30 protein-coding genes and 1 other RNA gene are annotated in these 24588 nt (G+C 68.5%); 11 read left to right on the top strand and 20 right to left on the bottom strand.

Translation table 11 applies throughout. The features are described from left to right. Window positions 1–52 precede the first annotated feature (52 nt). An RNA gene (rnpB, locus tag CVH10_RS11470) (RNase P RNA component class A) lies at window positions 53–405 on the bottom strand. A 32-nt stretch (window positions 406–437) separates the two neighbouring features. Then, the gene (gene rsmI / locus CVH10_RS11465; RefSeq protein WP_035592455.1) at window positions 438–1295 is read right to left on the bottom strand and encodes a 16S rRNA (cytidine(1402)-2'-O)-methyltransferase; all 858 of its coding nucleotides are present in this window, start codon (window positions 1293–1295) and stop codon (window positions 438–440) included. Window positions 1296–1341: 46 nt separating this feature from the next. Here rsmI and CVH10_RS11460 point away from each other — a divergent pair, with 46 nt between their 5' ends. The 4 genes from CVH10_RS11460 to CVH10_RS11445 are packed head-to-tail and all read left to right on the top strand — an operon-like array spanning window position 1342 to window position 4659. Next, window positions 1342–3105: a penicillin-binding protein activator gene (locus CVH10_RS11460; RefSeq protein WP_106488750.1), complete on the top strand. Its 1764-nt coding sequence runs from the start codon at window positions 1342–1344 to the stop codon at window positions 3103–3105. Further along, entirely contained in the window at window positions 3089–3457 is a 369-nt protein-coding gene (locus CVH10_RS11455) for a YraN family protein (protein WP_106488749.1), read from the top strand. The genes CVH10_RS11460 and CVH10_RS11455 overlap by 17 nt, the downstream gene beginning before the upstream one ends. 24 nt (window positions 3458–3481) lie before the next feature. Continuing rightward, window positions 3482–4075 carry a phosphoheptose isomerase gene (locus CVH10_RS11450; RefSeq protein ID WP_016854401.1) on the top strand — a complete coding sequence of 198 codons (594 nt, stop codon included), beginning with the start codon at window positions 3482–3484 and terminating at the stop codon, window positions 4073–4075. A gap of 5 nt (window positions 4076–4080) precedes the next feature. Further along, on the top strand, window positions 4081–4659 hold the full coding sequence (locus CVH10_RS11445; protein WP_035592448.1) for a BON domain-containing protein: 579 nt from the start codon (window positions 4081–4083) through the stop codon (window positions 4657–4659). Window positions 4660–4762: 103 nt separating this feature from the next. On the opposite strand, the gene CVH10_RS11440 is transcribed toward CVH10_RS11445, so the two are convergent. The 8 genes from CVH10_RS11440 to zapE form a co-directional block, all read right to left on the bottom strand. Then, the gene (locus tag CVH10_RS11440; protein ID WP_035592442.1) at window positions 4763–5227 is read right to left on the bottom strand and encodes a ClpXP protease specificity-enhancing factor; all 465 of its coding nucleotides are present in this window, start codon (window positions 5225–5227) and stop codon (window positions 4763–4765) included. 55 nt (window positions 5228–5282) lie between these two features. Continuing rightward, complete coding sequence (gene sspA, locus CVH10_RS11435) at window positions 5283–5909, bottom strand: stringent starvation protein SspA (RefSeq protein ID WP_035592439.1); 627 nt, start codon at window positions 5907–5909, stop codon at window positions 5283–5285. Between the two features lie 139 nt (window positions 5910–6048). Beyond that, window positions 6049–6816 (bottom strand): cytochrome c1, encoded by a 768-nt coding sequence (locus CVH10_RS11430; protein WP_035592436.1) that lies wholly within the window; start codon window positions 6814–6816, stop codon window positions 6049–6051. Continuing rightward, window positions 6816–8075: a cytochrome bc complex cytochrome b subunit gene (locus tag CVH10_RS11425; RefSeq protein WP_035592434.1), complete on the bottom strand. Its 1260-nt coding sequence runs from the start codon at window positions 8073–8075 to the stop codon at window positions 6816–6818. Before CVH10_RS11425 ends, CVH10_RS11430 begins: the two co-directional genes overlap by 1 nt. Next, entirely contained in the window at window positions 8075–8674 is a 600-nt protein-coding gene (gene petA, locus CVH10_RS11420; RefSeq protein WP_035592432.1) for a ubiquinol-cytochrome c reductase iron-sulfur subunit, read from the bottom strand. Before petA ends, CVH10_RS11425 begins: the two co-directional genes overlap by 1 nt. 222 nt (window positions 8675–8896) lie before the next feature. Continuing rightward, window positions 8897–9286: a 30S ribosomal protein S9 gene (gene rpsI, locus CVH10_RS11415; RefSeq protein WP_035592430.1), complete on the bottom strand. Its 390-nt coding sequence runs from the start codon at window positions 9284–9286 to the stop codon at window positions 8897–8899. 13 nt (window positions 9287–9299) lie between these two features. Next, entirely contained in the window at window positions 9300–9728 is a 429-nt protein-coding gene (gene rplM / locus CVH10_RS11410) for a 50S ribosomal protein L13 (RefSeq protein ID WP_016854409.1), read from the bottom strand. 244 nt (window positions 9729–9972) lie between these two features. Then, complete coding sequence (gene zapE / locus CVH10_RS11405) at window positions 9973–11130, bottom strand: cell division protein ZapE (RefSeq protein WP_035592500.1); 1158 nt, start codon at window positions 11128–11130, stop codon at window positions 9973–9975. 204 nt (window positions 11131–11334) lie between these two features. Between zapE and CVH10_RS11400 the strand changes: the two genes are divergently transcribed. Continuing rightward, entirely contained in the window at window positions 11335–11760 is a 426-nt protein-coding gene (locus tag CVH10_RS11400; RefSeq protein ID WP_160174894.1) for a YhcB family protein, read from the top strand. 102 nt (window positions 11761–11862) lie between these two features. On the opposite strand, the gene CVH10_RS11395 is transcribed toward CVH10_RS11400, so the two are convergent. After that, a complete protein-coding gene (locus CVH10_RS11395; protein WP_106488748.1) occupies window positions 11863–12624 on the bottom strand; it encodes a Nif3-like dinuclear metal center hexameric protein in 762 nt (253 codons plus the stop codon). Window positions 12625–12724: 100 nt separating this feature from the next. Here CVH10_RS11395 and CVH10_RS11390 point away from each other — a divergent pair, with 100 nt between their 5' ends. Continuing rightward, a complete protein-coding gene (locus tag CVH10_RS11390; RefSeq protein WP_106488747.1) occupies window positions 12725–13957 on the top strand; it encodes a S1C family serine protease in 1233 nt (410 codons plus the stop codon). Window positions 13958–14040: 83 nt separating this feature from the next. Here CVH10_RS11390 and hisD read toward each other — a convergent pair whose 3' ends face one another. The 9 genes from hisD to CVH10_RS11345 all read right to left on the bottom strand — a co-directional run bounded on the left by hisD (window position 14041) and on the right by CVH10_RS11345 (window position 20981). Further along, window positions 14041–15363, bottom strand: a complete 1323-nt coding sequence (gene hisD / locus CVH10_RS11385; RefSeq protein ID WP_106488746.1) for a histidinol dehydrogenase — start codon at window positions 15361–15363, stop codon at window positions 14041–14043. Between the two features lie 34 nt (window positions 15364–15397). Then, window positions 15398–16051, bottom strand: coding sequence for an ATP phosphoribosyltransferase (gene hisG / locus CVH10_RS11380; protein WP_035592422.1), 654 nt, complete (start codon window positions 16049–16051; stop codon window positions 15398–15400). A 19-nt stretch (window positions 16052–16070) separates the two neighbouring features. Beyond that, window positions 16071–17333 (bottom strand): UDP-N-acetylglucosamine 1-carboxyvinyltransferase, encoded by a 1263-nt coding sequence (gene murA / locus CVH10_RS11375; RefSeq protein ID WP_035592419.1) that lies wholly within the window; start codon window positions 17331–17333, stop codon window positions 16071–16073. A 13-nt stretch (window positions 17334–17346) separates the two neighbouring features. Continuing rightward, window positions 17347–17601 carry a BolA family protein gene (locus CVH10_RS11370; RefSeq protein ID WP_016854417.1) on the bottom strand — a complete coding sequence of 85 codons (255 nt, stop codon included), beginning with the start codon at window positions 17599–17601 and terminating at the stop codon, window positions 17347–17349. 265 nt (window positions 17602–17866) lie between these two features. Then, window positions 17867–18214, bottom strand: coding sequence for a lipid asymmetry maintenance protein MlaB (locus tag CVH10_RS11365; RefSeq protein WP_035592417.1), 348 nt, complete (start codon window positions 18212–18214; stop codon window positions 17867–17869). Beyond that, window positions 18211–18867 (bottom strand): phospholipid-binding protein MlaC, encoded by a 657-nt coding sequence (locus CVH10_RS11360; RefSeq protein WP_035592414.1) that lies wholly within the window; start codon window positions 18865–18867, stop codon window positions 18211–18213. Before CVH10_RS11360 ends, CVH10_RS11365 begins: the two co-directional genes overlap by 4 nt. A 5-nt stretch (window positions 18868–18872) precedes the next feature. After that, window positions 18873–19337, bottom strand: a complete 465-nt coding sequence (gene mlaD / locus CVH10_RS11355; RefSeq protein ID WP_035592413.1) for an outer membrane lipid asymmetry maintenance protein MlaD — start codon at window positions 19335–19337, stop codon at window positions 18873–18875. 52 nt (window positions 19338–19389) lie between these two features. Further along, on the bottom strand, window positions 19390–20172 hold the full coding sequence (gene mlaE, locus CVH10_RS11350; protein WP_106488745.1) for a lipid asymmetry maintenance ABC transporter permease subunit MlaE: 783 nt from the start codon (window positions 20170–20172) through the stop codon (window positions 19390–19392). Continuing rightward, window positions 20169–20981, bottom strand: a complete 813-nt coding sequence (locus tag CVH10_RS11345) for an ATP-binding cassette domain-containing protein (RefSeq protein ID WP_035592408.1) — start codon at window positions 20979–20981, stop codon at window positions 20169–20171. Before CVH10_RS11345 ends, mlaE begins: the two co-directional genes overlap by 4 nt. A 188-nt stretch (window positions 20982–21169) precedes the next feature. On the opposite strand from CVH10_RS11345, the gene CVH10_RS11340 reads away from it, so the two are divergent. The 5 genes from CVH10_RS11340 to lptB are packed head-to-tail and all read left to right on the top strand — an operon-like array spanning window position 21170 to window position 24563. Continuing rightward, window positions 21170–22156, top strand: coding sequence for a KpsF/GutQ family sugar-phosphate isomerase (locus CVH10_RS11340; protein ID WP_106488744.1), 987 nt, complete (start codon window positions 21170–21172; stop codon window positions 22154–22156). A 14-nt stretch (window positions 22157–22170) separates the two neighbouring features. Next, on the top strand, window positions 22171–22728 hold the full coding sequence (locus tag CVH10_RS11335; RefSeq protein ID WP_035592402.1) for an HAD family hydrolase: 558 nt from the start codon (window positions 22171–22173) through the stop codon (window positions 22726–22728). A 4-nt stretch (window positions 22729–22732) separates the two neighbouring features. Beyond that, window positions 22733–23317 (top strand): LPS export ABC transporter periplasmic protein LptC, encoded by a 585-nt coding sequence (gene lptC / locus CVH10_RS11330; protein ID WP_035592399.1) that lies wholly within the window; start codon window positions 22733–22735, stop codon window positions 23315–23317. Further along, window positions 23314–23841 carry a lipopolysaccharide transport periplasmic protein LptA gene (gene lptA, locus CVH10_RS11325; protein WP_035592396.1) on the top strand — a complete coding sequence of 176 codons (528 nt, stop codon included), beginning with the start codon at window positions 23314–23316 and terminating at the stop codon, window positions 23839–23841. The genes lptC and lptA overlap by 4 nt, the downstream gene beginning before the upstream one ends. Continuing rightward, complete coding sequence (gene lptB, locus CVH10_RS11320; RefSeq protein WP_035592394.1) at window positions 23838–24563, top strand: LPS export ABC transporter ATP-binding protein; 726 nt, start codon at window positions 23838–23840, stop codon at window positions 24561–24563. Before lptA ends, lptB begins: the two co-directional genes overlap by 4 nt. The last annotated feature ends 25 nt before the right edge of the window (window positions 24564–24588 follow it).

Here is a 24588-nt window from a genome sequence, read left to right as displayed (position 1 = left end):
GCTGGTCTTGCAAATGGCGGGGCGCCGCCGGACGGCGGCGCGCAAGGAATTCGTGGGGAGTCGGCCGATAAGCCGGGTTCTGTCGGGGACAGCCATTCCTCTAGGGGCGACGTCACCGTCGCCCTCAAGCAACCTACCCGAACCCAACGCGGGCCACGCCAACGGGTTCCTATTTGGTCTTGCTCCGAGTGGGGTTTACCGTGCCACGCACTGTTACCAGGCGCGCGGTGCGCTCTTACCGCACCCTTTCACCCTTACCGGCCTCCCGAAGGAGACGTAGGCGGTCTGCTCTCTGCTGCACTTTCCGTCGGCTCGCGCCGCCCAGGCGTTACCTGGCACTCTGCCCTGTGGAGCCCGGACTTTCCTCCCCCGGATCGCTCCGGCGGCGGCTGTCTGGCCAACTCCCGCGGCAAGCATACCAGCGCCCCGCCACCCCCTCAATCCCCGTCCTTGAGCGCCTGCGCCCTGGCGTACCACTGTTTCTTGGCGCCCCCCAGGGTCCGGGCGGTCACTGCCGCGGCCTGCTTGACCCCCACGCCCTCGGCGAGCATGGCGGAAAGCAGCGCATCGGCATCGACGCTGGCGGCCTCGTCGGCCGACTTCGGCGCGGCGCCGGCCACCATCACCACGAACTCGCCACGGGCCTGGTCGGGGTCGTCCGCCATCCGCGCCAGCAGGGCCTCGGGGGTGCCCTCGAGAAAGGTCTCGAAGGTCTTGGTCAGCTCCCGGGCGAGCACCACCTGACGCTCGCCGAGCACCGTACCGAGATCGGCCAGGGTGTCACGGATGCGATGCGGCGACTCGTAGAACACCAGGGTCTCCTCGCGCTCGGCCAGCGCCTCGAGCCGTCCTCGCCGGGTGCCCCCCTTGGCCGGCAGGAAGCCCTGGAACAGGAAACGATCGGTGGGCAGGCCCGCCGCCGAGAGCGCCGCCACCAGGGCGCACGCGCCGGGCACCGGCACGATGCGACGCCCGCGGGCGCGCAGCTCGCGTACCAGCACGAAACCGGGATCGCTGATCAGGGGCGTGCCGGCATCGCTGACCAGCGCCACGGCCTCCCCGGCGGCCAGCCGGGCGTCGATCTGCTCGACCCGCGCGGCCTCGTTGTGCTCGTGCAGCGACAACAGCGGCGGCGCCACGCCCAGGTGGCGCAGCAGGCGCGAGGTGTGCCGGGTATCCTCGGCGGCCACCAGGTCGACCTCGCCCAGCAGCCGTGCGGCACGGGGGGCAAGGTCGTCCAGATTCCCAATCGGCGTGGCGACCACGTACAATACCCCTGTTATGGCGTCTGTCATTTCGGCTCCCGGGAAGCTCTCCGCACGTGAGGACAAGGAAGGATTCATGAAGATTTCGTCTCGCGGCCCGCTGGCCGCCGCCTTCGTGGCAATGTGGCTGGCCGGCTGTGCCTTCCAGCCCGGCATCACCGAACGGCAGCCCGTCGGCGATCCTGACCAGCTGCTGGCCCAGGCCGAGCAGCAGGCACCCGAGCAGGCCGCGCAGTCGCGGCTTCAGGCGGCCGACATCCTAGCACGCCAGGGCAGCCGCCCCCAGGCGCTGGACATCGCCAAGGGCATCGACGACAGCCGGCTGCCCCCCGAGGATCGCGGTCGCTGGGCGATGCTGCTGTCCGACCTCGGCGAGACCGAGGGAGACCCCTCGGCGGTGATCCAGGCCGCCCAGCAGCTCGACGGGCTGCAGCTGTCCCGCGACCAGGCCGCGCTGCTGCGCGAACGCCAGGCCCGCGCCCTCGGCCAGATCGGCGAGACGCGCGCCGCCGCCCAGGCGCTGCTTCGCCTGCAGGCCGATACCGGTCGCATCGATCTCAACGACCCGATCTGGGAGCAGCTCTCGCGCCTGACGCCGGGCGCAATCGACGAGCTGCGTGACGGCGCCAGCGACCCGACCCGGGCCTGGCTCGATCTCGCCGAGCTGGTGCGCGCCAGCGGCGGCGACATCGAACGCCTGTTCGCCCGCCTCGACGACTGGCGCGGTCGCTATCCGGATCATCCCGCGGCCCGGCAGCTGCCCGCCGACATCCTGGCGCTGCGCGACCTGCGCGGCCAGGACGTGCGCCACATCGCCGTCTTCCTGCCCGAGTCCGGCCCGCTGGCCGGGGTCGCCGACGCCCTCGAGGAAGGCCTGCGCGCCCACCACATGAACGAGGTGAACGGCGGTGGCCGCGGCATCCAGCTGACCTTCATCGATTCCTCCGGCGGCAACTTCGACGCCCTCTATCAGGAGGCCCGTCAGCGCGGCGCCCAGGTGGTCATCGGGCCGCTGGACAAGGATGCCGTCACCGCCCTGGAGCGCCGCGACCGGGTGCCGATGCCGACGCTGGCCCTCAACTACGGCGAGGACGAGCGCAACAGCGCCGAAGGGCTCTTCCAGTACGGCCTCTCGGCCGAGGACGAGGCTCGCTCGGTGGCGGCTCGCGGCCGCCAGGACGGCCATCGCAGCGCCTCGCTGCTGGTACCGGACAACGCCTGGGGACGCCGGGTCGGCGAGGCGTTCGCCGACGCCTGGCGCGATCGCGACGGCCGGATCGCCAACGCCGTACGCTACAACCCCGGCCGGCCGGCCACCGAGAGCACGCGCCGCGCGCTGGGCTCGAGCCGCCCCGACATGCTGTTCCTGCTGGCCCTGCCCGACTACGCTCGCCAGGTGCCACCGACCATCGACTACTACGCCTACAAGCAGGAGCTGTCGGTCTACGCCACCTCGCACCTCTACGAGGGGCGCCAGCAGCCGCGCCTGGACAAGGACCTGAACGGCGTGATGTTCCTCGACATCCCCTGGCAGATTCCCGACGCCGCCGTGGGCGGCGAAGAGGCCCTGCCCTTCCTCGACAGCTATCGCCAGCTGCGCGAGGAGTCCGACCCCAACATGTTCCGCCTGATGGCCATGGGCGTGGACGCCTACGAGCTGGCCCGGCGTCTGCCCCAGTTCCAGGCCATCCCCGGCAGCGAGCTGTTCGGCGCCACCGGCACCCTGAGCGCCGACCAGGACGGCCGCATCCACCGCGAGCTGCCCTGGGCCCGCTTCGAGGACGGCGTGCCCCAGCCGGCGCTGGACATGAGCCACTTCACCGATGACGCATCCCGCTGACGCCCGCGCCCGCGGCGCTCGCATCGAGCGCCTCGCCGCGGACTGGCTGGCGGCCCGCGGCCTCGCCCTCGAGGCCGCCAACCAACACGCCCGGGGCGGCGAGATCGACCTGGTGATGCGCGACAGCGATGTGCTGGTATTCATCGAGGTTCGCCACCGCCGCGACACCCGCCACGGCCATCCGCTCGAGACCGTCAACGCCACCAAGCAGCGCCGTCTGATCCAGGCGGCGCGTTTTTATCTGCAACGCAACCGGCTATCATGTGCCTGCCGCTTCGATGTGCTGGCCGTCACCGGCACGCCGCCGGACCTCGATTTCACCTGGGTCCGAAACGCCTTCGAAGCGTTCTGATCGCCCAAGGACCAGGAAGCCACGATGGATTTCCAGAACCGCATTCTCGGACACTTCAACGCCAGCATCGACACCAAGACCTACGCCAGCGAGGTGCTGCCGCCCTTCATCGAGGTCGCCAGCCAGATGATGGTCCAGGCCCTGGTCAACGAAGGGAAGATCCTGGCCTGTGGCAACGGCGGCAGCGCCGGCGACAGCCAACACTTCTCGTCCGAGCTGCTCAACCGCTTCGAGCGCGAGCGCCCCAGCCTGCCGGCCCTGGCGCTGACCACCGACACCTCGACGCTGACCTCGATCGCCAACGACTACAGCTACAACGAGGTGTATTCCAAGCAGATTCGTGCCCTGGGCCAGCCCGGCGACGTGCTGCTGGCGATTTCCACCAGCGGCAATTCCGGCAACGTGGTGCAGGCCATCCAGGCCGCCCACGACCGCGAGATGACCGTGGTCGCCCTGACCGGCCGCGACGGCGGCAACATGGCCTCGCTGCTCGGCCAGGACGACTGCGAGATCCGCGTGCCGGCCACCTCGACCGCCCGCATCCAGGAGGTTCACCTGCTGGTGATCCACTGCCTGTGCGACCTCATCGACGAACAACTCTTCGGCGCAAGCGAGTGATGCCCATGATCGACAAGTCCCGCCTCCTGGGCCTTTCCCTGGCCCTGCTGCTGGCCCTGTCCGGCTGCACCACCATGACCGCGGCCACCACCTCCGGCCCCATCAACGAGAACTACAGCGAGCGTACCGTCGGCACCAAGGTCGAGGACGACAGCATCGAGACCAAGGTCGCCCACAACCTCGGCACCACCGACGCCCGCCTTGGCGACGCCCGCATCAACGTCGACAGCTACAACGGCGTGGTGCTGCTCACCGGCCAGGTACCGAGCCAGGAACTCAAGAACATGGCCGAGCGCATCGCCGGCGAGGTGCGCAACGTGCGCCGCGTCCACAACCAGCTGAGCGTGGCCGCCAACCTGCCGACCAGCCAGCGTCTCACCGACACCTGGCTCAAGACCCGCATCCGCACCGCCCTGGTCGCCAACGAGGCCATCGACTCCAGCAAGCTGCGCATCGTCACCGAGAACGACAGCGTCTTCCTGATGGGCATCGTGCGCCGCCAGGAGGCCGAGCGCATCGTCGCCGCGGTCCGCAACGTCGGCGGCATGCAGCGCATCGTCAAGGTCTTCGACTACCTCGACTGACGCCCTCGCGCCCCGCCATCCGGCGGCACGGAACGAAGAACGGCAGGCCCGAGGGCCTGCCGTTCTTCTGTCAGGTTCCGCGCATGGCGGCGGGAACGACGCGCTACTTGACCACGCGCAGCGAGGGGCGCCCCTTCTTCGGCGCCTCCTCCGGCTCGCCGCCGGCATCGCCATCGTCGCTGTCGACGCTGGACAGCCCCGGCGCCTCGTCCTCCGACGCCTCCTCGGCCACGTCATTGGCATCATCGGCCGGCATCACCGGCTCATGACCGAACACCATGCCGACGCCGTTCTCGCGGGCATAGATCGCGATCAGCGCCTCGATCGGCACCATGATCTGGGTCGGCTTGCCGCCGAAGCGTGCCGAGAAGGCGATGGCCTCGTTGGTCATCGACAGGTCGCGGATCGCGCTGACGCCGAGGTTGAGCACGATCTGGCCGTTCTGCACGAACTGGCGCGGCACCTCGACGCCCGCCTGCTCGGCATCGACCACGATGTAGGGCGTCAGCTCGTTGTCCAGCAGCCACTCGTACAGGGCCCGCGCGATATAGGGACGACTCGATTGCATCGATTGGCCCTCCAGAAAAGCGGCCCCGGCGCGACGCCGGGGCGTGAAAGAACGATCAGGGACGCATCTCGCGCTCGGCTTCGCTCAGCGAGGCCCGGAAGCCGTCGCGATCGAAGACACGCTCCATGTAGCCCATCAGCGGCTTGATCTGCTTCTCCGGCATCTCGATGCCGAGCGCCGGCAGACGCCACAGGATCGGTGCCAGGCAGCAGTCCACCAGGGTGAACTCCTCGCTCATGAAGAACGGCATGTCCTCGAAGATCGGCGAGATGCCGACCAGGCTCTCGCGCAGCTCCTTGCGCGCCTTCTCGGCTTCCTTCTTGGTGCCGTTCTGGATCTGCTCGACCAGCGGGCACCACTCGCGCTCGATGCGATGCATCCACAGCCGGCTCTGGGCCCGGGCGACCGGATAGACCGGCAGCAGCGGCGGATGCGGGAACCGCTCGTCGAGGTACTCCATCATCACCTTGGACTCGTAGAGCACCAGGTCCCGGTCAAGCAGCGTGGGCACGCTGTTGTAGGGGTTGAGATCGGCGAGCTCCTCGGGGTGGCTCTCCTCGGTGACCTCGACGATATCCACCGCCACCCCTTTCTCGGCGAGCACGATACGCACCCGATGACTGTAATGATCATCGCCCCCGGAATAGAAGATCATCGACGACCGCTTGGCCACTACACCCATGAAACAATCCTCGCATCAGTTCGTGGCGGGATGATAACACGACGCACCCCATCTCGGGGCGTCGTGTGGCGTCCCGCTATCGCCACGGCACACGACGCGGGCGCATGGCCGAAGCCATGCGCCCGCGCGGCCGGATTCGTCAGTGAATGTCGCGCCAGTACTCGCGCTTGAGCAGGTAGGCAATGATGCCGAAGACGAAGATGAAGATCAGCACCTTGGGCGCCAGCGCCTCGGCCTTGAGCCGGGACGGCTCGCCGACATAGGCCAGGAAGTTGGTCAGGTCATAGACCGCCTCCTCGAACTCGCCGGGCTCCATGGCGCCGGGCTGGGTCACCTGCAGCACCTCACAGGACTGGTACTTGCCGGTCAGCGGATCAAGCTCGGCCCCCTCGACGGGATGCTCGCTGGCGGCGCAGACCTTCTCCTGCACGCCCTGCAGCGGCTCGAGCACGTTGGGCATCGCCACCAGCGGAAAGACCTGGTTGTTGACGCCGGTGGGCCGTGACGGATCGCGATAGAAACCGAGCAGATAGGAGTAGATCCAGTCGGTGCCGCGCAGCCGCGCCTCCAGGGTCAGATCCGGCGGCGCCGCGCCGAACCAGTCCTCGCCGTCCTCCGCCGACATCGCATTGTGCATCTGGTCGTTGAAGCCCACCGACTCGGCGAAGATCAGGTTGTCCTCCACCAGCCCCTGAGGCATGTCCAGATCCTCCGCCGCGCGGGAGAAGCGCTGATACTGCAGGGAGTGACACCCCATGCAGTAGTTGACGAACAGCTTCATGCCACGCTGCAGCGATGCTCGATCGTGCAGGTCGGGGGTCATCTCCTGCAGATGGGCGCCACCTCCGGCGGCGAACCCGAGCATCGGAAGCAGGGCCAGGATCAGAGCCAGCAGTCCCTTTTTCATCAGCCAGTCACCCTTTCCGGAACGGGTTTGGTCTTCTCCCAGCGGCTGTAGAACGGCATCAGCAGGAAGAAGGCGAAGTAGAGCACGGTACACAGCTGGGCCAGCGCCGTGCGCGCAGCGGTCGGCGGCAGCACCCCGAGCACTCCGAGCACGATGAAGCTCACCGCGAACAGCGCCAGCATCAGCTTCGAGATCCAGCCCTTGTAGCGAATCGAACGCACCGGGCTGCGGTCCAGCCAGGGCAGCACGAACAGCACCGCGATGGCCGCGCCCATGCACACCACGCCGAGGAACTTGGCGTCGAGGCCGAACAGCGAGAAGTTGATCGCGCGCAGGATCGCGTAGAAGGGCGTGAAGTACCACACCGGCGCGATGTGATCCGGCGTCTTCAACGGATTCGCCGGCTCGAAGTTCGGCTTCTCGAGGAAGTACCCGCCGCCTTCCGGGAAGTAGAAGATCACCGCACAGAACACGAACAGGAAGACCGCCACGCCGACGATGTCCTTGACCGTGTAGTAGGGATGGAAGGGAATCCCGTCCAGCGGCTTGCCGCTCTCGTCCTTCTTGGCCTTGATGTCGATGCCGTCGGGATTGTTCGAGCCGACCTCGTGCAGGGCGATGATGTGCAGCACCACCAGCGCCAGGATCACGATCGGCAGCGCCACCACGTGCAGGGCGAAGAAGCGGTTCAGGGTGATGCCGGAGATCAGGTAGTCGCCGCGCACCCACTGGGCCAGGTCCGGCCCGATGGCAGGAATGGCCGAGAACAGCGAGATGATCACCTGGGCGCCCCAGTAGGACATCTGCCCCCAGGGCAGCAGGTAGCCCATGAAGGCCTCGGCCATCAGCGCCAGGTAGATCGCCATGCCGAAGATCCACACCAGCTCCCGGGGCGCCTTGTAGGAGCCGTAGAGCAGGCCGCGGAACATGTGCAGGTAGACCACGACGAAGAACGCCGAGGCGCCGGTGGAGTGCATGTAGCGGATCAGCCAGCCCCACTCCACGTCGCGCATGATGTATTCCACCGAGGCGAAGGCGCCTTCGGCGGAAGGATTGAAGCTCATGGTCAACCACACGCCGGTGAGTATCTGGTTGACCAGCACCAGCAGCGCCAGCGAGCCGAAGAAGTACCAGAAGTTGAAGTTCTTCGGCGCGTAGTACTTCGACAGGTGCTCCTGCCACATCTGGGTGGCGGGAAAGCGATCGTCGACCCAGCGCATGACGCCGCGCTCCGCCTTGGGCTTATCGGGGTTCGCCATCAGGCCGTCTCCTCATCCTCACCGACGACGATGACGTCGTCACTCTCGAAGCGATACGGGGGCACCTCCAGATTCAGCGGTGCCGGCACGTTGGCGAATACGCGACCCGCCAGATCGAAGCGCGACCCGTGACAGGGGCAGAAGAAACCGCCCGGCCAGTCGGCGACGCCGACATCGTCGGCCCCGGGGTCCGGCTTGAACAGCGGCGAGCAGCCCAGATGGGTGCAGATACCGATCAGCACCCCGATCTCGGGACGAATGGACCGCATCGTGCCATCGGCATAGCCGGGTTGCTGGGGCTCCTCGGAGCCGGGGTCGGCCAGCAGATCACCGCCGAGCGCCTCGGTGCGCTCGATCATTTCGGGCGTCCGGTAGAGCACCCATACCGGGCGCCCACGCCATTCGACGGTCATGCGCTGACCGGGCTCGAGCTTGGAGATGTCCGCCTTGACCGGCGCACCGGCGGCACGCGCCCGGGCACTCGGTTGCCAGGAGGACAAGAAGGGAACCGCGACCCCGACCGCGCCCGCCGCACCCACGACGGAGGTAGCGCCCACGAGGAAACGGCGTCGCCCCTTGTTCACGCCGCTGTCTGCCATTGTTGGTATTCTCCCATCAGCGATTTGCCCGCCATTGCTGCGCGAGCCACCAGAGCCGCGACCACAGGGGGTGAGGAATGCTAACCATGGTAGGTAAAGGGGCCACCCTTCACAACACGCCGCGGCCGACCGGCAGCGGCAAGACGCCAATCTCTTGACCTCGCACAAAAAAAACGCCCGGGTCCTGAGGACCCGGGCGTTCTTGACGAGGCTCGTCGCAGATCAGCGCTTGGAGAACTGCGGACGACGACGGGCCTTGCGCAGACCGATCTTCTTACGCTCGACTTCACGCGCGTCACGGGTGACGTAACCGGCTTCACGCAGCGGCTTGCGGAAGTCTTCGTTGTACTGCATCAGGGCGCGAGTGAGGCCGTGACGAATGGCGCCGGCCTGGGCGCTGCCGCCGCCGCCCTTGACGGTCACGTAGACGTCGAACTGGCCGAGGGTCTCGGTCAGCTCGAGCGGCTGACGGACGACCATGCGACCGGTGACACGGCCGAAGAACTCGTCCAGATCACGGTTGTTGACGGTGATCTTGCCAGTGCCCGGCTTCAGGAAGACGCGGGCGGTAGAGGTCTTGCGGCGACCGGTACCGTAATACTGCTGTGTCATGGCGAAAGCTCCCTCAGATGTTCAGTTCTTGCGGCTGCTGCGCGGCGTGCGGATGCTCGGTGCCGGCGTAGACCTTGAGCTTGGAGTACATGGCACGACCCAGCGGGCCTTTCGGGAGCATGCCCTTGACCGCGGACTCGATGACACGCTCCGGTGCGTGAGCGATCATCTTCTCGAAGTTCATGGAGCGCAGGCCACCCGGGTAACCGGTGTGACGATAATAGTTCTTGGCGCTCGCCTTGTTGCCGGTGACATGCACCTTCTCGGCGTTGATCACGACGATGTAGTCGCCGGTGTCAACGTGCGGGGTGTATTCCGGCTTGTGCTTGCCACGCAGGCGGCGAGCGATCTCGGTGGCCAGACGGCCCAGAGTCTTGTCCGCAGCGTCGACGACGTACCAGTCGCGCTGGACGGACTGCGGCTTGGCAGTGAACGTCTTCATGGGTGAATCACCAAATCGATGTATTGGGTCCTGCCCCGGCTCGGCGGTTTGGACCATCCCTATTTTTCTTGGTTGCCGTCCGCAGGACGACAACGGTCAAGCGCGCGAATTCTACACGCCCCCGACCGGCAAGGCAATGACGCACAAGCTGGAAAACAGCATGCCCCCCCCCTTCGTCACGGAGGAAAGAAAAGGGGCTTCCGGCTTCAAGCTCAAGGCTTACAGCTCCCGTCCAGAGGCCGGGTCAGGGCTTGTGCGGCAGCGCCAGGTACTCATGCGACTGCATCTCCTGGAGGCGCGAGAGGGTCCGCTCGAACTCGAACTCCAGCTTGCCGTCGCGATAGAGCCGCTCGGCCGGCGCCTCGGCGGACATCAGCAGCTTGACGCCGCGGTCGTAGAACTCGTCGACCATGTTGATGAAGCGCCGGGCCTGGTCGTCGCTGGCGCCGTCCATGCACGGCACGCTGGAGACCAGCACGGTGTGGTACTCGCGAGCCAGCTCGATGTAGTCGTTCTGACTGCGCGGGCCGTCGCAGAGCTCGTCGAACGCGAACCACACCACGTCGTCATGCAGCCGCCGGCTGTGCAGCACCCGATGATTGATCTCGATCGGCGCCCCGTCCTCGCCCTCGTGGCCGGCGATTTCGCGGAAGCTGCGTGACAGCTCGGCCTCGGCAGCCTCGTCCAGCGGCGAATGAAAGATCTCGGCGCGCTCCAGGGCGCGCAGTCGGTAGTCGATGCCGGAGTCGACGTTGACCACCTCGCAGTGACGCTCCAGCAGGTCGATCGCCGGCAGGAAACGCGCGCGCTGCAGGCCATCCTTGTAGAGGTCGGCCGGCACGATGTTGGAGGTCGCCACCAGCACCACCCCGCGGGCGAACAGCGCCTCGAGCAGGTTGGCCAGGATCATGGCGTCGGTGATGTCCTTGACGAAGAACTCGTCGAAGCAGATCACCCGCGCCTCGGCGGCGAACTTGTCGGCCACCAGGGTCAGCGGGTTCTTCTCGCCCTTGTAGTGCTCGAGTTCGTTGTGCACCCGCTGCATGAAACGGTGGAAGTGGGTGCGCATCTTCTCGGGAAAGGGCAGCGCCTCGAAGAAGGTGTCCACCAGGTAGGTCTTGCCCCGCCCGACACCGCCCCAGAAATAGAGCCCGGTCACCTCCGGCAGCGCCGGTGCCTCGGGCTCGTCGCGGCGACCGAACAGCCCGGCCATCCGCGACTTCAGCCCCTTGCCCGCCGACGCCGGCCGAACCTGCTCGCGCGGCTTGGCCAGCAGGTCGTCGAACAGGCGCTGCAGGTGCGTCACGGCCTGTTCCTGGGCGGGATCGAAGGCGAAATCGGCGCGCTCGAGATCGGCGCGATAGCGGCCCATCGGGGTGTTCGGCTCGGCGGCGGTCGGCATCCTGTGACGCTCGCTCATGGACATGGGGGCGACGGTCCTCGGCATCCGGTGAAAGAGGGGCATTATACCCACCGGGGCGTCGCTTGGCATCGCCCGCCGGCCGTTGACCCCGGCGTCCGCCTCGGCCCTATAATGGGCCGCCGGCCCGCCCGGCGCTGGAGCCGGCCGCCGATGCCGAGCCGAGAGACCGCTCAGGAGAACGATGTGGAATTAAGCAATATCAACTGGATGCTGGGCGCCGCTTGCCTGCTGGCCGGGATCGGCCTCGGCGTGATGGGCTACCACCTGATGAATGCGGGCGCACGCAACGTGCAGATGTTGCGCCAGCGCCTCGCCGAACGCGACCGCCAGCTGGCCGAACTCCGCGACGGCGTCGGCGACCACGTCGAGCGTCTCGGCAGCCTCGCCGCCGCGCTGAACAAGGAAGTGAGCGAGGCCAGCAGCCGGCTGGGGGCCGAAGCCCCGCAGCGCGCCGACCTGGCCGCCGCCACGCCCACGACGCCCGAGGTCGAAAGCGACGACGATGTCGCCGCCCCGCGCGACTACGCCGATGGCAACCGCGGCACCCTCTCGGAGGACTTCGGCCTCAAGCAGAACGACGCCGACGCGCCCCAGCCACCCCGCTACTGAGGCCCTCCCGGCGCCCGATCCGGGAACCCGCCACGAACACGAAGACGCCGCCCATGGCTCGAGCTCCATGGGCGGCGTCTTCGCGTCCACGCCCCGCTGCCGTCAGGCGGGGTTGTCGATATCCACGAAGCGATGCTCGATGCCGAACTCCGCGGCGAGGCGTTCACCCAATGCCTGGACGCCGTAGCGCTCGGTGGCGTGATGCCCCGCCGCCAGGTAGTGAATGCCCAGCTCCCGCGCCAGGTGCGTGGTGCGCTCCGAGATCTCGCCGGAGATGAAGGCATCGGCCCCGGCCGCCGCGGCCTCGGCGATCATGTCCTGAGCCCCACCGGTGCACCAGGCCACGCGCCGGACCTCGCCGCCGCCGGGCGCCTCGACCAGCAGCGGCTCGCGACCCAGCCGCTCACCGACATGATCGGCCAGCGCCGCCGCGCTCATCGGCACGGACGGCCGTCCCCGCCAGATCAGCCCCTCGCCGAGCTCGCCGTCGGCGCAGCCTTCCGCCACGAAGCCCAGCCGCTCGCCCAGGCGGGCGTTGTTGCCGAGCTCGGCATGGGCGTCCAGCGGCAGATGATAGGCCAGCAGGCCGATGTCATGAGCCAGCAGGGTCGCCAGCCGGCGACGCTTCATGCCGGTGACCGCCACCGGCTCGTTCTTCCAGAAATAGCCATGGTGCACCAGCAGCAGATCGGCGTCCCAGGCCACCGCCTGGTCGAGCAGTGCCTGGCAGGCGGTGACGCCGCTCATCACCCGAGCGACCCGCTCGCGGCCTTCGACCTGCAGGCCGTTGAGGGTGTAGTCCTTGAATCGCGCCGGTGACAGCAGCCGATCGCAGGCCGCCACCAGTTCCGTGGATGTCGTCATGAAGCCTCCGGACGGTTCACGCATGCAATGTTACAATTCGAGCCATTCTAAACCGCCGCCCCGCCACCCTGCGACCACGCACCAGAAGGAAGCCCGCCGCATGCGACGCGCCCTCCCCTATGTCTGGCCCATCCTGATCGGCCTGCTGCTGGCCATCGTGCTGCTCAACGCCTTCCCGCGACTGGTGGGTCGCCAGGCCACGCCGCCCGTCGCCACCTCGCCTCCCCCTCAGCCGGCACCACTGCAGACCGCCGACGAGGTCGAGCGACCGGCCCCCAGCCTGCGCGAAGCCCCGCCCATGGAACGCGGCGAAGGCCCGGCCAGCTACGCAAGCGCCGTGGCACAGGCCGCCCCGGCGGTGGTCAACGTCTATTCCTCGCGTGTGGTGGAGCGCGACAGTCATCCGCTGATGTCCGATCCCTTCTTCCGCCAGTTCTTCGGCGATGACGCTCCGCGCCGCCAGCGCATGCTGTCGAGCCTGGGCTCGGGGGTGATCGTCAGCGCCGACGGCTATGTGCTGACCAACCACCACGTGATCCGCGGCGCCGACCAGATCCAGGTGGCACTGCGCGACGGCCGCGAGACCCTGGCCGAGGTCATCGGCACCGACCCCGAGAGCGACCTGGCGGTGCTGCGCATCGACCTCGACGACCTGCCGGTCATCGAGCTGTCCGATTCCGACCAGGCGGCGATCGGCGACGTGGCGCTGGCCATCGGCAACCCCTTCGGCGTCGGCCAGACCGTGACCATGGGTATCGTCAGCGCCACCGGCCGCAGCCACCTGGGGCTCAACGCCTACGAGGACTTCATCCAGACCGATGCCGCCATCAACCCGGGCAACTCCGGCGGCGCCCTGATCAATCCGGACGGCGCACTGGTCGGCATCAACACCGCCATCTTCTCGCGCTCCGGCGGCTCCCAGGGCATCGGCTTCGCCATCCCCGCCAACCTGGCACGCAGCATCCTCGAGCAGATCGTCACCCAGGGTCGGGTGGTGCGCGGCTGGCTGGGCGTCGAGGCCCAGGAGCTCAACCCGGAGCTGGCCGCCTCCTTCGGCCTGGCGGCACCCACCGGCGTGATCATCGCCGGCGTGGTGCCCGACGGCCCGGCGGACGATGCCGGCCTGCAGCCCGGCGACGTGCTGCTCAAGGTGGATGGCAACCCGATTCTCGATCCGCGCCAGACCATGAGCGACATCGCCGACATCGCCCCCGGCACCGATCTGCCGGTGACGGTGGTGCGCGGCGGCGAGCCCCTGGAGATCACCCTCGAGGTCGCCGAGCGTCCCACGCCGTCGCGCCCGCTGTCCCTCGAGAAGCCCGACTCGCCCTGAGCGACACCCTTCCGCCGAAACGACCGCGGCCCCGTCGATGACGGGGCCGCGGTCGTTGTTGCCTGGCAAGGCCCGAAGGGCCCTCAGTCGCGGATGCGGTACTCGGCGCTGCGGGCATGGGCGGTCAGCGACTCGCCGCGGGCCAGCACCGAGGCCGTGCGGCCCAGGGTCGAGGCGCCCTCGGCGGAGCAGCCGATCAGCGAGGAACGCTTCTGGAAGTCGTAGACGCCCAGCGGCGAGGAGAAGCGCGCCGTGCCGGAGGTCGGCAGCACGTGGTTGGGGCCGGCACAGTAGTCGCCCAGCGCCTCGGCGGTGTAGCGACCCATGAAGATGGCGCCGGCGTGGCGCACCTCGGGCAGCCAGTCCTGCGGGGCTTCCACCGACAGCTCCAGGTGCTCCGGGGCGATACGGTTGATCAGCGCCACCGCCTCGTCGCGGTCGCGGCAGTGGATCAGCGCGCCGCGCTCGGCCAGCGAGGTGCGGATGATCGCCTCGCGCTCCATGGTCGGCAGCAGCCGGGCCATGGCCTCGCCCACCGCGTCCAGATGGTCGCCGTCCCAGCTGACCAGGATCGACTGGGCGTCCTCGTCGTGCTCGGCCTGGGAGAACAGGTCCATGGCCAGCCAGTCGGCGTCGGTGCCGCCATCGGAGACCGCCAGGATCTCCGACGGGCCGGCGATCATGTCGATGCCGACCTGGCCGAACACCGCTCGCTTGGCGGTGGCCACGTAGATGTTGCCGGGGCCGACGATCTTGTCGACCCGCGGCACCGTCTCGGTGCCGTAGGCCAGCGCGGCCACGGCCTGAGCGCCGCCGATGGTGAAGACATGATCGACGCCCGCCAGGTGGGCGGCGGCCAGCACCAGCTCGTTGAGCACGCCATCCGGGGTCGGCACCACCATGACGATCTCGCCGACGCCGGCCACGTGAGCCGGCAGCGCGTTCATCAGCACCGAGGACGGATAGGCGGCCTTGCCGCCGGGCACGTAGATGCCGGCGCGGTCCAGCGGCATGACCTGCTGGCCGAGCACAGTGCCGTCATCTTCGGTGTACTGCCAGGATTCGGGCTTCTGGTGCTCGTGGTAGCGGCGCACCCGGTCGGCGGCGGTGGCCAGCGCCTCGCGCTGCGCCTCGGGCAGGCCATCGAAGGCCTGACGCAGGCGATCCGGCCCCAGGGTCAGATCGGCCATGCTCGACGCCGAGAGGCGATCGAAGCGGTTGCTGGTCTCGACCACGGCAGCATCACCGCGGGTCTTCACGGCCTCGAGGATGTCGGCGACGCGGCGCTGGACCTCGTCGTCGGACACGCCTTCCCAGGCCAGCAGGGCATCGAGGCGCGTCTCGAAGTCAGCGTCGGCGGTGGACAGACGCGCGATCTCGAGACGGCCGGCGGACACTTCACTCATGACGATTGCTCTCCTATCGGGGATGACCGGCCGCTCAGGCCGGCGCCTCGGCGCTGCGCCGCTCGACCGCCTCGCGCAGGCGGGCGATCAGCGGCTTGAGGCGGTCGTGCTTCATGGTCATGGCCGCCTTGTTGACCACCAGACGGGTGGAGATCGGCGCGATCAGCTCGCGCGGCTCCATGCCGTTGGCGCGCAGGGTGTTGCCGGTATCGACGATGTCGACGATCTCGTCGGCCAGGTTCATCAGCGGCGCCAGCTCCATGGCGCCGTAGAGCTTGATCACCTCGGCCTGGATGCCCTGCTCGGCGTAGTAGCGCTTGGCCACGTTGACGAACTTGGTGGCCACCCGACGCCGGGCGTGGGACGGCTCGGCACCGCTGACCCCCGCGGTCATCAGCTTGCAGCCGGCGATCTCGAGGTCCAGGGGCTCGTAGAGGCCCTCGGCCCCGTGCTCGAGCAGCACGTCCTTGCCCGCCACGCCCACGTCGGCGGCGCCGAGCTGGACGTAGGTGGGCACGTCGGTGGCGCGGATCACCACCAGCTTGACGTCCGGCAGGTTGGTGTCGAACAAGAGCTTGCGGCTGGCCCCCAGGTCCTCGGCGGGCGTGATGCCGGCCTCGGCCAGCAGCGGCAGGGTCTCGTCGAGAATGCGGCCCTTGGACAGGGCCAGAATCAGTTGCTTGCTCATGGTCTCGCCTGTTGTCGGCTCAGCCCGGAATGCGCCGGATCTTGGCGCCCAGCAGCTGCAGTTTTTCCTCGATGCACTCGTAGCCACGATCGATGTGGTAGATGCGGTCGACCAGCGTCTCGCCCTCGGCCATCATCGCCGCGATCACCAGCGACGCCGAGGCGCGCAGGTCGGTGGCCATGACCGGCGCACCGGACAGGCTCTCGACGCCGGTGATCACCGCGGTATTGCCCTCGAGCGCGATGCTCGCGCCCATGCGGTTGAGCTCCTGGACGTGCATGAAGCGGTTCTCGAAGATGGTCTCGACCACCCGGGCGGTGCCTTCGGCCACCGCGTTCAGGGCTACGAACTGGGCCTGCATGTCGGTGGGAAAGGCCGGATAGGGCGCGGTGCGCACGTTGACCGCCCTGGGCCGCTTGCCGTGCATGTCCAGCGCGATCCAGCCCTCACCGGTGGTCACGCTGGCACCGGCCTCCTCGAGCTTGGCCAGCACCGCCTCGAGGATGTCGGCGCGGGTGTTGCGCACCTTCACCCTGCCCCGCGACAGCGCCGCAGCGACCAGGAAGGTGCCGGTCTCGATGCGGTCCGGCATCACGTCGTGCTCGGCGCCGTGCAGGCGCTCGACGCCCTCGACGACGATGGTGTCGGTGCCGTGGCCGCGAATGTTCGCGCCCATCTTGATCAGGCACTCGGCCAGGTCGGTGACCTCCGGCTCGCGGGCGGCGTTCTCGAGCACCGTGGTGCCCTCGGCCAGCACCGCGGCCATCAGCAGGTTCTCGGTGCCGGTGACGGTGACGGTGTCGAAGAAGATGGTCGCACCCTTGAGGCGACCGTCGACCCGCGCCCGGATGTAGCCGCCCTCGACGCGGATGTCGGCACCCATGGCCTCGAGGCCGCGGATATGCAGATCGACCGGCCGGGAGCCGATGGCGCAACCGCCGGGCAGCGACACGTCGGCCTGGCCGAAGTGGGCCAGCAACGGTCCGAGCACCAGGATCGAGGCGCGCATCTTCTTGACCAGCTCGTAGGGCGCGTGACAGTCGGTCACCTGGGCGCCGTCGAGCTGGATGCTCATGCGCTCGCCCATCACCGGCTGCACGCCCATGTGGCCGAGCAGCTCGAGGGTGGTGGTGATGTCCTGCAGGTGCGGCAGGTTCCCGATGGTCACCGGCTCGTCGGCCAGCAGGGTCGCGCAGAGAATCGGCAGGGCGGCGTTCTTGGCACCGCTGGCCCAGACCTCGCCATCGACGGGGCCATTGCCGGTAATGATCAGCTTGTCCATGTCACCTCGAGCCTCAGGCCCCCTTGTTCTCGGCGGCACCCTGCCACTGCTCGGGCGTGTAGGTCTTGATGGTCACGGCATGCAGGGCGCCGGAGGCGATCTCGTCGGACAGCGCGCCGTAGATCAGCTGCTGGCGCTTGACCCGGGACAGCCCTTCGAACACCTCGCCGACGGCGACCACCTGGAAGTCGCAGCCCTCGCCCTGGATATGAAATTCGCAGCCATCGAGCCGGCTCTCGAGCAGCGCCTTGACCTCAGTGGGAAGCATCGAACCCTCGCTAGAAAATGGTTGATCCGTGAAAGCGCCACCGCGATGCGATGACGGGACGAACAGGCCGACCATGGTAATGAAAAGCGACGCCGTTGGCGACGTGCGCGTATGGCGACGTGCGCGTATGGCGACGTGCGCGTATGGCGACATGCGCGCCAGCCGACGAGTCTCGACACGACACGCCTGGTCATGACAAGCCTCGAAACACGAAGGGGCCGGGGCGACGCCCGTCGCTCCCGGCCCCTTGCCGTCATGGTGCCGCTCACGCTTCGGTGGCGTCGACGCTCGCCTCCACCGGCAGCAGGGTATCGACTCCGGCGACCTCGGTCAGCCGGGCCAGCGGCGGCGACAGCCGCACCGCCTCGAGAGCGAGGCCACCGGCCCGACTCTGGCGCGTCCACTCCAGCAGCACGCTGACCGCCGCACTGCTGACGCGCCCCACTCCGCCGAGATCGAAGACCACGCGGCTACCCTCGCTCTGACTGGCAAGCCAGCGCTGGCCGGCGGCGGCGATCTCCGCGGCGCCGTCGAAGTCGACCTCGCCGGACACCGACAGCACCTCGCCATCGACCTCGAGGCGATTGGCACCGTTCTCCAGCAGCACGCTCATCCTGCCTCGCCCTGCTCCAGCTCGTCGACGGCGAGTTCCGGCGCCCAGCCATCGATCACGGCGTCGTAGTCGCGATTCTGGTCGCGCATCGCCTGATCGAACTGGTTGCGGAAGGTCAGCCCCAGGTTGATGCCGTTGACGATCACGTTGACCACCTTCCACTGGCCGTCATCCTGACGCAGCGAATAGCTCACCGGGTACACGGTGCCGTCACTGGCCACCACTTCCATCTCGACGCTGGCCTGGTCCTCATAGCGGCCGGCATCCTGGTTGTCGAGCACGCGGATGTCCCGGTAATCGAAGGTCACCAGTCCCTTGGCATAGGTATCGATCAGCGTCTGACGGAAGGTGTCGACGAAGCGCGAGCGCTGCGACGGGGTGGCGTTGCGGAAGTAGCGGCCCATGACGCTGGCGCCGATGTAGCGGAAATCGGCCACCTGCTCGAGACTGTCGTCGACCACGGCCTCGAGCTCGTCGGGATGCTCGCGGTAGTAGTCCCGACGCCCCTCGATATCGCCCATCAGCTCGTCGATGCTGTCGCGGATCAACTGTTCCGGGGTGTTGGCCTGGGCGACCGCCGGCAGCGCCATCAGGCACATCACCAGGATCGTCATGGCGCCGACCAGGCGCCGGGAAAGGCTCGTTGCATTCATCGGGTTCACTCCTTGGCCATGTTGGACACGAACTGCTGGATGAGCTCTTCCAGCACCAGGGCGGACTGGGTATCGCGCAGGCGATCGCCGTCCGCCAGCGTCTCGGGGGCGCCGCCCACCGACAGTCCCACGTACTGCTCGCCGAGCAGCCCCGAGGTAAGAATCGCGGCGGTGGTATCCTCGGGCAGCGCCCCTTCCAGCTCGTCGTCGAGCGTCAGCACCACCCGCGCGTCGTACCACTCCGTGTCGAGGTCGATGCTCTCGACCCGCCCCACCGTGACCCCGGCCATGGTGACCCGGGCACGCGGCTTGAGACCGCCGACGTTGGCGAAGTTGGCCTCCAGGCGGAAGTCGTCGCCCGGGGGCGCGAGGCTCAGGCCGCTGACCCTCAGGGCGAGGAACAGGAGCCCCAGGATGCCGGCCAGCATGAACAGGCCGACTCCGAGTTCCATCGTCTTGCTGCGCTTCATTCCATGTCTCCACAAATCCGCGGCGGCCGACAGCCGCCATCATGCTTCCGCCTCAGGCGAGCCCGCCGAACATCAGGGCGGTCAGGACGAAATCCAGCCCCAGCACGGCCAGCGAGGCATAGACCACGGTGCGCGTGGTGGCGCGGGCGATGCCCTCCGACGTCGGCACCAGGGCATAGCCCTGATAGACCGCGATCCAGGTCACCACCAGGGCGAACACCAGGCTCTTGATCAGGCCGTTGAGGATGTCATCGACGAATTCGACGCTGGCCTGCATGTTGCCCCAATAGGAGCCCTCGAAGACGCCCAGCCACTTCACGCCGACCAGCTCGCCGCCCCAGATGCCGATCACGCCGAAGCCGATGGTCAACAGCGGCAGGGCGACGAAACCGGCCCACAGGCGCGGGGCAACGACCCGGCGCAGCGGGTCGACGCCGATCATCTCCATGCTGGTGAGCTGCTCGGTGGCCTTCATCAGGCCGATCTCAGCGGTCAGCGCCGAGCCGGCACGGCCGGCGAACAGCAGCGCCGCCACCACCGGCGCCAGCTCGCGCAGCAGCGACAGCGCCACCATCTGGCCGAGCGCATCCTCGGCGCCGAAGTCGACCAGGATGGTGTAGCCCTGCAGGCCCAGCACCATGCCGATGAACAACCCCGACACCATCACGATGGCCAGCGACAGCACGCCCACGAAGTACATCTGGCGCAGCCACAGACGGATCCCTTCGCCGGAGGGCACGCCCACCGCCGACTGGAAGAGCAGCAGCGTCGCCTGGCCGAGTCCCTCGGCGACGCCGAAGCCCAGGCGTCCCAGGCGTTGAATCATCGCCATCATCTCGCGCCTCCCGTGCCCAGCAGGTCCTCATGGAAATCCCTGGCGGGATAGTGGAACGGCACCGGGCCGTCCGGCTCGCCGTGAACGAACTGGCTGACCCTGGGGTCGCGATCCACGTCGAGGCTCTGTGGCGTGCCCTGGGCCATCACCTGGCCGTCGGCGATCACGTAGACGTAGTCGGCGATGGACAGGGTCTCCTTGATATCGTGGGACACCACCACCGCGGTCAGCCCCAGGGCATCGTTGAGCCGGCGAATCAGCTGCACCAGCACGCCCATGGAGATGGGGTCCTGGCCGACGAAGGGCTCGTCGTAGAGGATCAGGTCCGGGTCCAGGGCGATCGCCCGGGCCAGCGCCACGCGCCGCGCCATGCCGCCGGAAAGCTCCGACGGCATCAGCGTTCGGGCGCCGCGCAGGCCCACCGCCTGAAGCTTCATCAGCACCAGGTCGCGGACCATCGATTCGGGCAGGTCGGTGTGCACGCGCAGCGGAAAGGCCACGTTCTCGAACACGTCGAGATCGGAGAACAGCGCCCCGCTCTGGAACAGCATGCCCATGCGCCGACGCATCCGGAACAGCGCCTTGCGCGACAGGGCGTGCACGTCCTCGCCGCCGATCTTCACCCGACCGGCGTCAGGGGCGAGCTGGCCGCCGATCAGTTTGAGCAGGGTGGTCTTGCCGGTGCCGCTGGGTCCCATGATCGCGGTGATCTTGCCGCGTGGCACCGCCATGTCGAGGCCGCGGAAGATCTCCGTCTCTCCGCGAGAGAAGCGCAGGCCCTCCACCTCGATGAGGGGAGAATCGGTCATCCAATGAATTCCCTGATAGATTATCGAACATCGTATCCTAACCATCGACCGGGGCGCCAGCGCCGTCATGTGCCGGCTTGCGCAGCACGGCCTCAGCGGGTTCAATGAGCGCCCTCTTGCGTGGCCCGCCGGCGCCGAATCGGCCGTCCGCCCTTGAGCCCAACCCCGCGACAGGCAACAATCCTCCCATGACAGACGACACCTCCTCCCTCACCGGCCTGCTGGCCAGCGCCGAACGCACCCTGCGGCTGGAGCAGCAGGCCATCGGCGCCCTCGTCGCGCGCCTGGACGGCGACTTCGAGCGCGCCTGCGAGCTGATCCTGGCCTGTCGCGGCCGCGTGGTGGTCACCGGCATGGGCAAGTCCGGCCACATCGGCAGCAAGATCGCCGCCACCCTGGCCAGCACCGGCACCCCGTCCTTCTTCGTGCACCCGGGCGAAGCCAGCCACGGCGACCTGGGCATGATCACGCCGGGCGACGTGGTGCTGGCGCTGTCGAACTCCGGCGAGACCGCCGAGGTCACCGCCCTGCTGCCGCTGCTCAAGCGCCTCGGCACCCCGCTGATCAGCATGACCGGACGCCCCGGCTCGACCCTGGCCCGCCACGCCGAGGCCCACCTGGACGCCGGCGTCGAGCGCGAGGCCTGCCCGCTGGACCTGGCGCCCACCTCCTCGACCACCGCCGCCCTGGCACTGGGCGATGCCCTGGCCGTGGCGCTGCTCGAGAGCCGCGGCTTCACCGCCGAGGATTTCGCCCTCTCGCATCCCGGCGGCAGCCTCGGCAAGCGGCTGCTGCTCAAGGTCTCGGACCTGATGCATCAGGGCGCCCGCCTGCCGCAGGTCTCGCTGGGCAGCCCGCTGCGCGATGCGCTGCTGGAGATCACCCGCCAGGGCCTGGGCTTCACCTGCGTCATCGACCCCGAGGGCAGGCTGGCCGGGGTCTACACCGACGGCGACCTGCGCCGCACCCTGGATCAGTTCAGCGACCTGTCGTCGCTGACCGTGGATCAGGTGATGACGACCCCCGGCAAACGAACCTCGCCCGACACCCTGGCCGCCGAGGCCGTGCGGCTGATGGAGGACAACCGCATCACCGCCCTGGCCGTGGTCGACGATGACGGCCGCCCGGTGGGCGCGCTACACATGCATGACCTGCTGGCCAGCGGCGTCATCTGACCCAAGGAGATTCCATGCCCTTCGACGCCCCCCTGCTGAACCCGGACCTGGTCCAGCGCCTGCGACAGGTGCGCCTGCTGGCCCTGGACGTGGACGGCGTGCTGACCGACGGCCGCCTCTACTTCGATGCCGACGGCGACAGCCTCAAGGCCTTTCATACCCTCGACGGTCACGGCATCAAGCTGGTGCAGCGCGCCGGCATCCAGGTGGCGCTGATCACCGGCCGCGACTCGCCGATGGTCACTCGCCGCGCCAGCGCGCTCGGCATCCGGCATCTGCATCAGGGCATCGAGAAGAAGCTGCCGACGCTGCGCCGACTGTGCCAGGACCTGGCGCTGGATCTCTCCGAGGTCGCCTACTGCGGTGACGACCTGCCCGACCTGGCCCCGATCCATCGGGCCGGCGTCGGCATCAGCGTCCCCGGCGCGCCGAGCTACATCCGTCGGCACGCCGACTGGGTCACCGAACGCGAGGGCGGTCATGGCGCGGTACGCGAGATCTGCGACACCCTGCTCCAGGCCCAGGACAGCCTGGACGCCGTGCTCGACACCTATCTGAACGGCCAGGACTGACGCCATGCGCCTCCCTCGTCCCGGCTTTCGCACCTGGCTGTTCCTGCTGCTGCTCGCCCTGGGCGGCGGCCTGGCGCTGCTCGACCAGCGCCCCGAGGCACCGCCGGGCCCCGCGCCCCAGGGCGAGACGGGAGAGCCCGATTACTACCTGGAGGACGCGCACCTGACGCGATTCGACGCTCAGGGTGCGCCTCACCAGCGCCTCACCACGCCGCGCCTGGAGCACACGCCCGTCGACGACGTCACCCGGCTGACCACGCCCCACGCCCGGCTTCGCGACAGCGAAGGCCGGCGATGGCTGGCCGACGCCGAGCGCGGACGCCTGGAAGACGGCCAGCGCCTGCTCACCCTCGAGGGGCAGGCGGTGCTGACCGCCCCCGAGGAACGCTGGCGGCTCGAGACCGAACGCCTGTACTACGACAGCATCGCCGGTCACGCCTGGAGCGACACGCCGGCACGACTGAGCCAGCCGCCGCAGTGGATGCGCGGCGAGCGCTTCGACGCCTGGCTCGATGACAACCGCGCCCGACTGACCGACAATGTGCGCGGCCACCACCCGCCGGACACCCAGGAGGACCCCGAGTCATGACGCGATCCCTCGCTTCACTGCTCAGCGCAGCGCTGCTCGCCACCGCGCTGGCCGCCCCCGCCGCCCTGGCGCTGGAAGGCGACGCCAGCGCGCCCATCCAGGTCGAGGCCGACCGCCTGGACCTCGACGACCGCGCCGGCACCGCCGTCTATCAGGGCGACGTGCAGATCCAGCAGGGCAGCATGCAGCTGACCGGCGACCGCGTGGAAATCCAGCGCAACGAGGCCGGCCAGCTGACCACCGCCACCGCCACCGGCCAGCGCGCCTACCTGGAGCAGAAGCCCGCCCCCGATCAGCCCCTGGTCCGCGCCTGGGGCCGCACCGTGGTCTACCACGTGGCCGAGCGGCGCATCGAGCTCGTCGACCAGGCCGAGCTGCACCAGGGCGGCGACACCTTCGACGGCGGCTACCTCGAATACTTCCTCGACCGCCGGGTGGTGCAGGCCCGCTCCGACGCCGAGGGCATCGGCGAGCGCCAGCGCGTGCGCATGACCCTGGAGCCGGAACAGCAGGACGGCCCATGAAGACCCTGAGTGCCCAGAACCTCGCCAAGAGCTACAAGCGCCGTCGCGTCGTTCACGACATCAGCCTGGAGATCCAGCAGGGCCGCATCGTCGGCCTGCTGGGCCCCAACGGCGCCGGCAAGACCACCTCCTTCTACATGATCGTCGGCCTGGTCCGGGCCGACGCCGGCCGCGTCGCCATCGACGACCGCGACCTCTCCGGCGCCGCCATGCACCAACGCGCCCAGGCCGGCATCGGCTACCTGCCCCAGGAAGCCTCGATCTTCCGCAAGCTGTCGGTGGCCGACAACATCATGGCCATTCTCGAGACCCGCCGTGACCTCGACCGTGCCGGCCGCAAGGCGCGCCTGGAGGCGCTGCTGGAGGAGTTCCACATCACCCACATCCGCGACAACCTAGGCATGAGCCTGTCCGGCGGCGAGCGCCGGCGGGTCGAGATCGCCCGGGCGCTGGCCACCGAACCCGATTTCATTCTGCTCGACGAGCCCTTCGCCGGCGTCGACCCGATCTCGGTGGGCGACATCAAGGGTATCATCCGCCAGCTCAAGGCCCGCGAGATCGGCGTGCTGATCACCGACCACAACGTGCGCGAGACGCTGGACATCTGCGACGGCGCCTACATCGTCGGCGACGGCCAGATCATCGCCGAAGGCGACGCCGAGGCCATCCTCGCCAACCAGCGGGTACGCGACGTCTACCTGGGCCAGGACTTCCGACTCTGAGCCTATTAGCTTCGCAAGTCACTGA

This window comes from Halomonas sp. ND22Bw (assembly GCF_003011945.1).
Lineage (GTDB): Bacteria > Pseudomonadota > Gammaproteobacteria > Pseudomonadales > Halomonadaceae > Halomonas > Halomonas halophila.
This window is presented reverse-complemented; position numbering and strand designations above follow the sequence as displayed.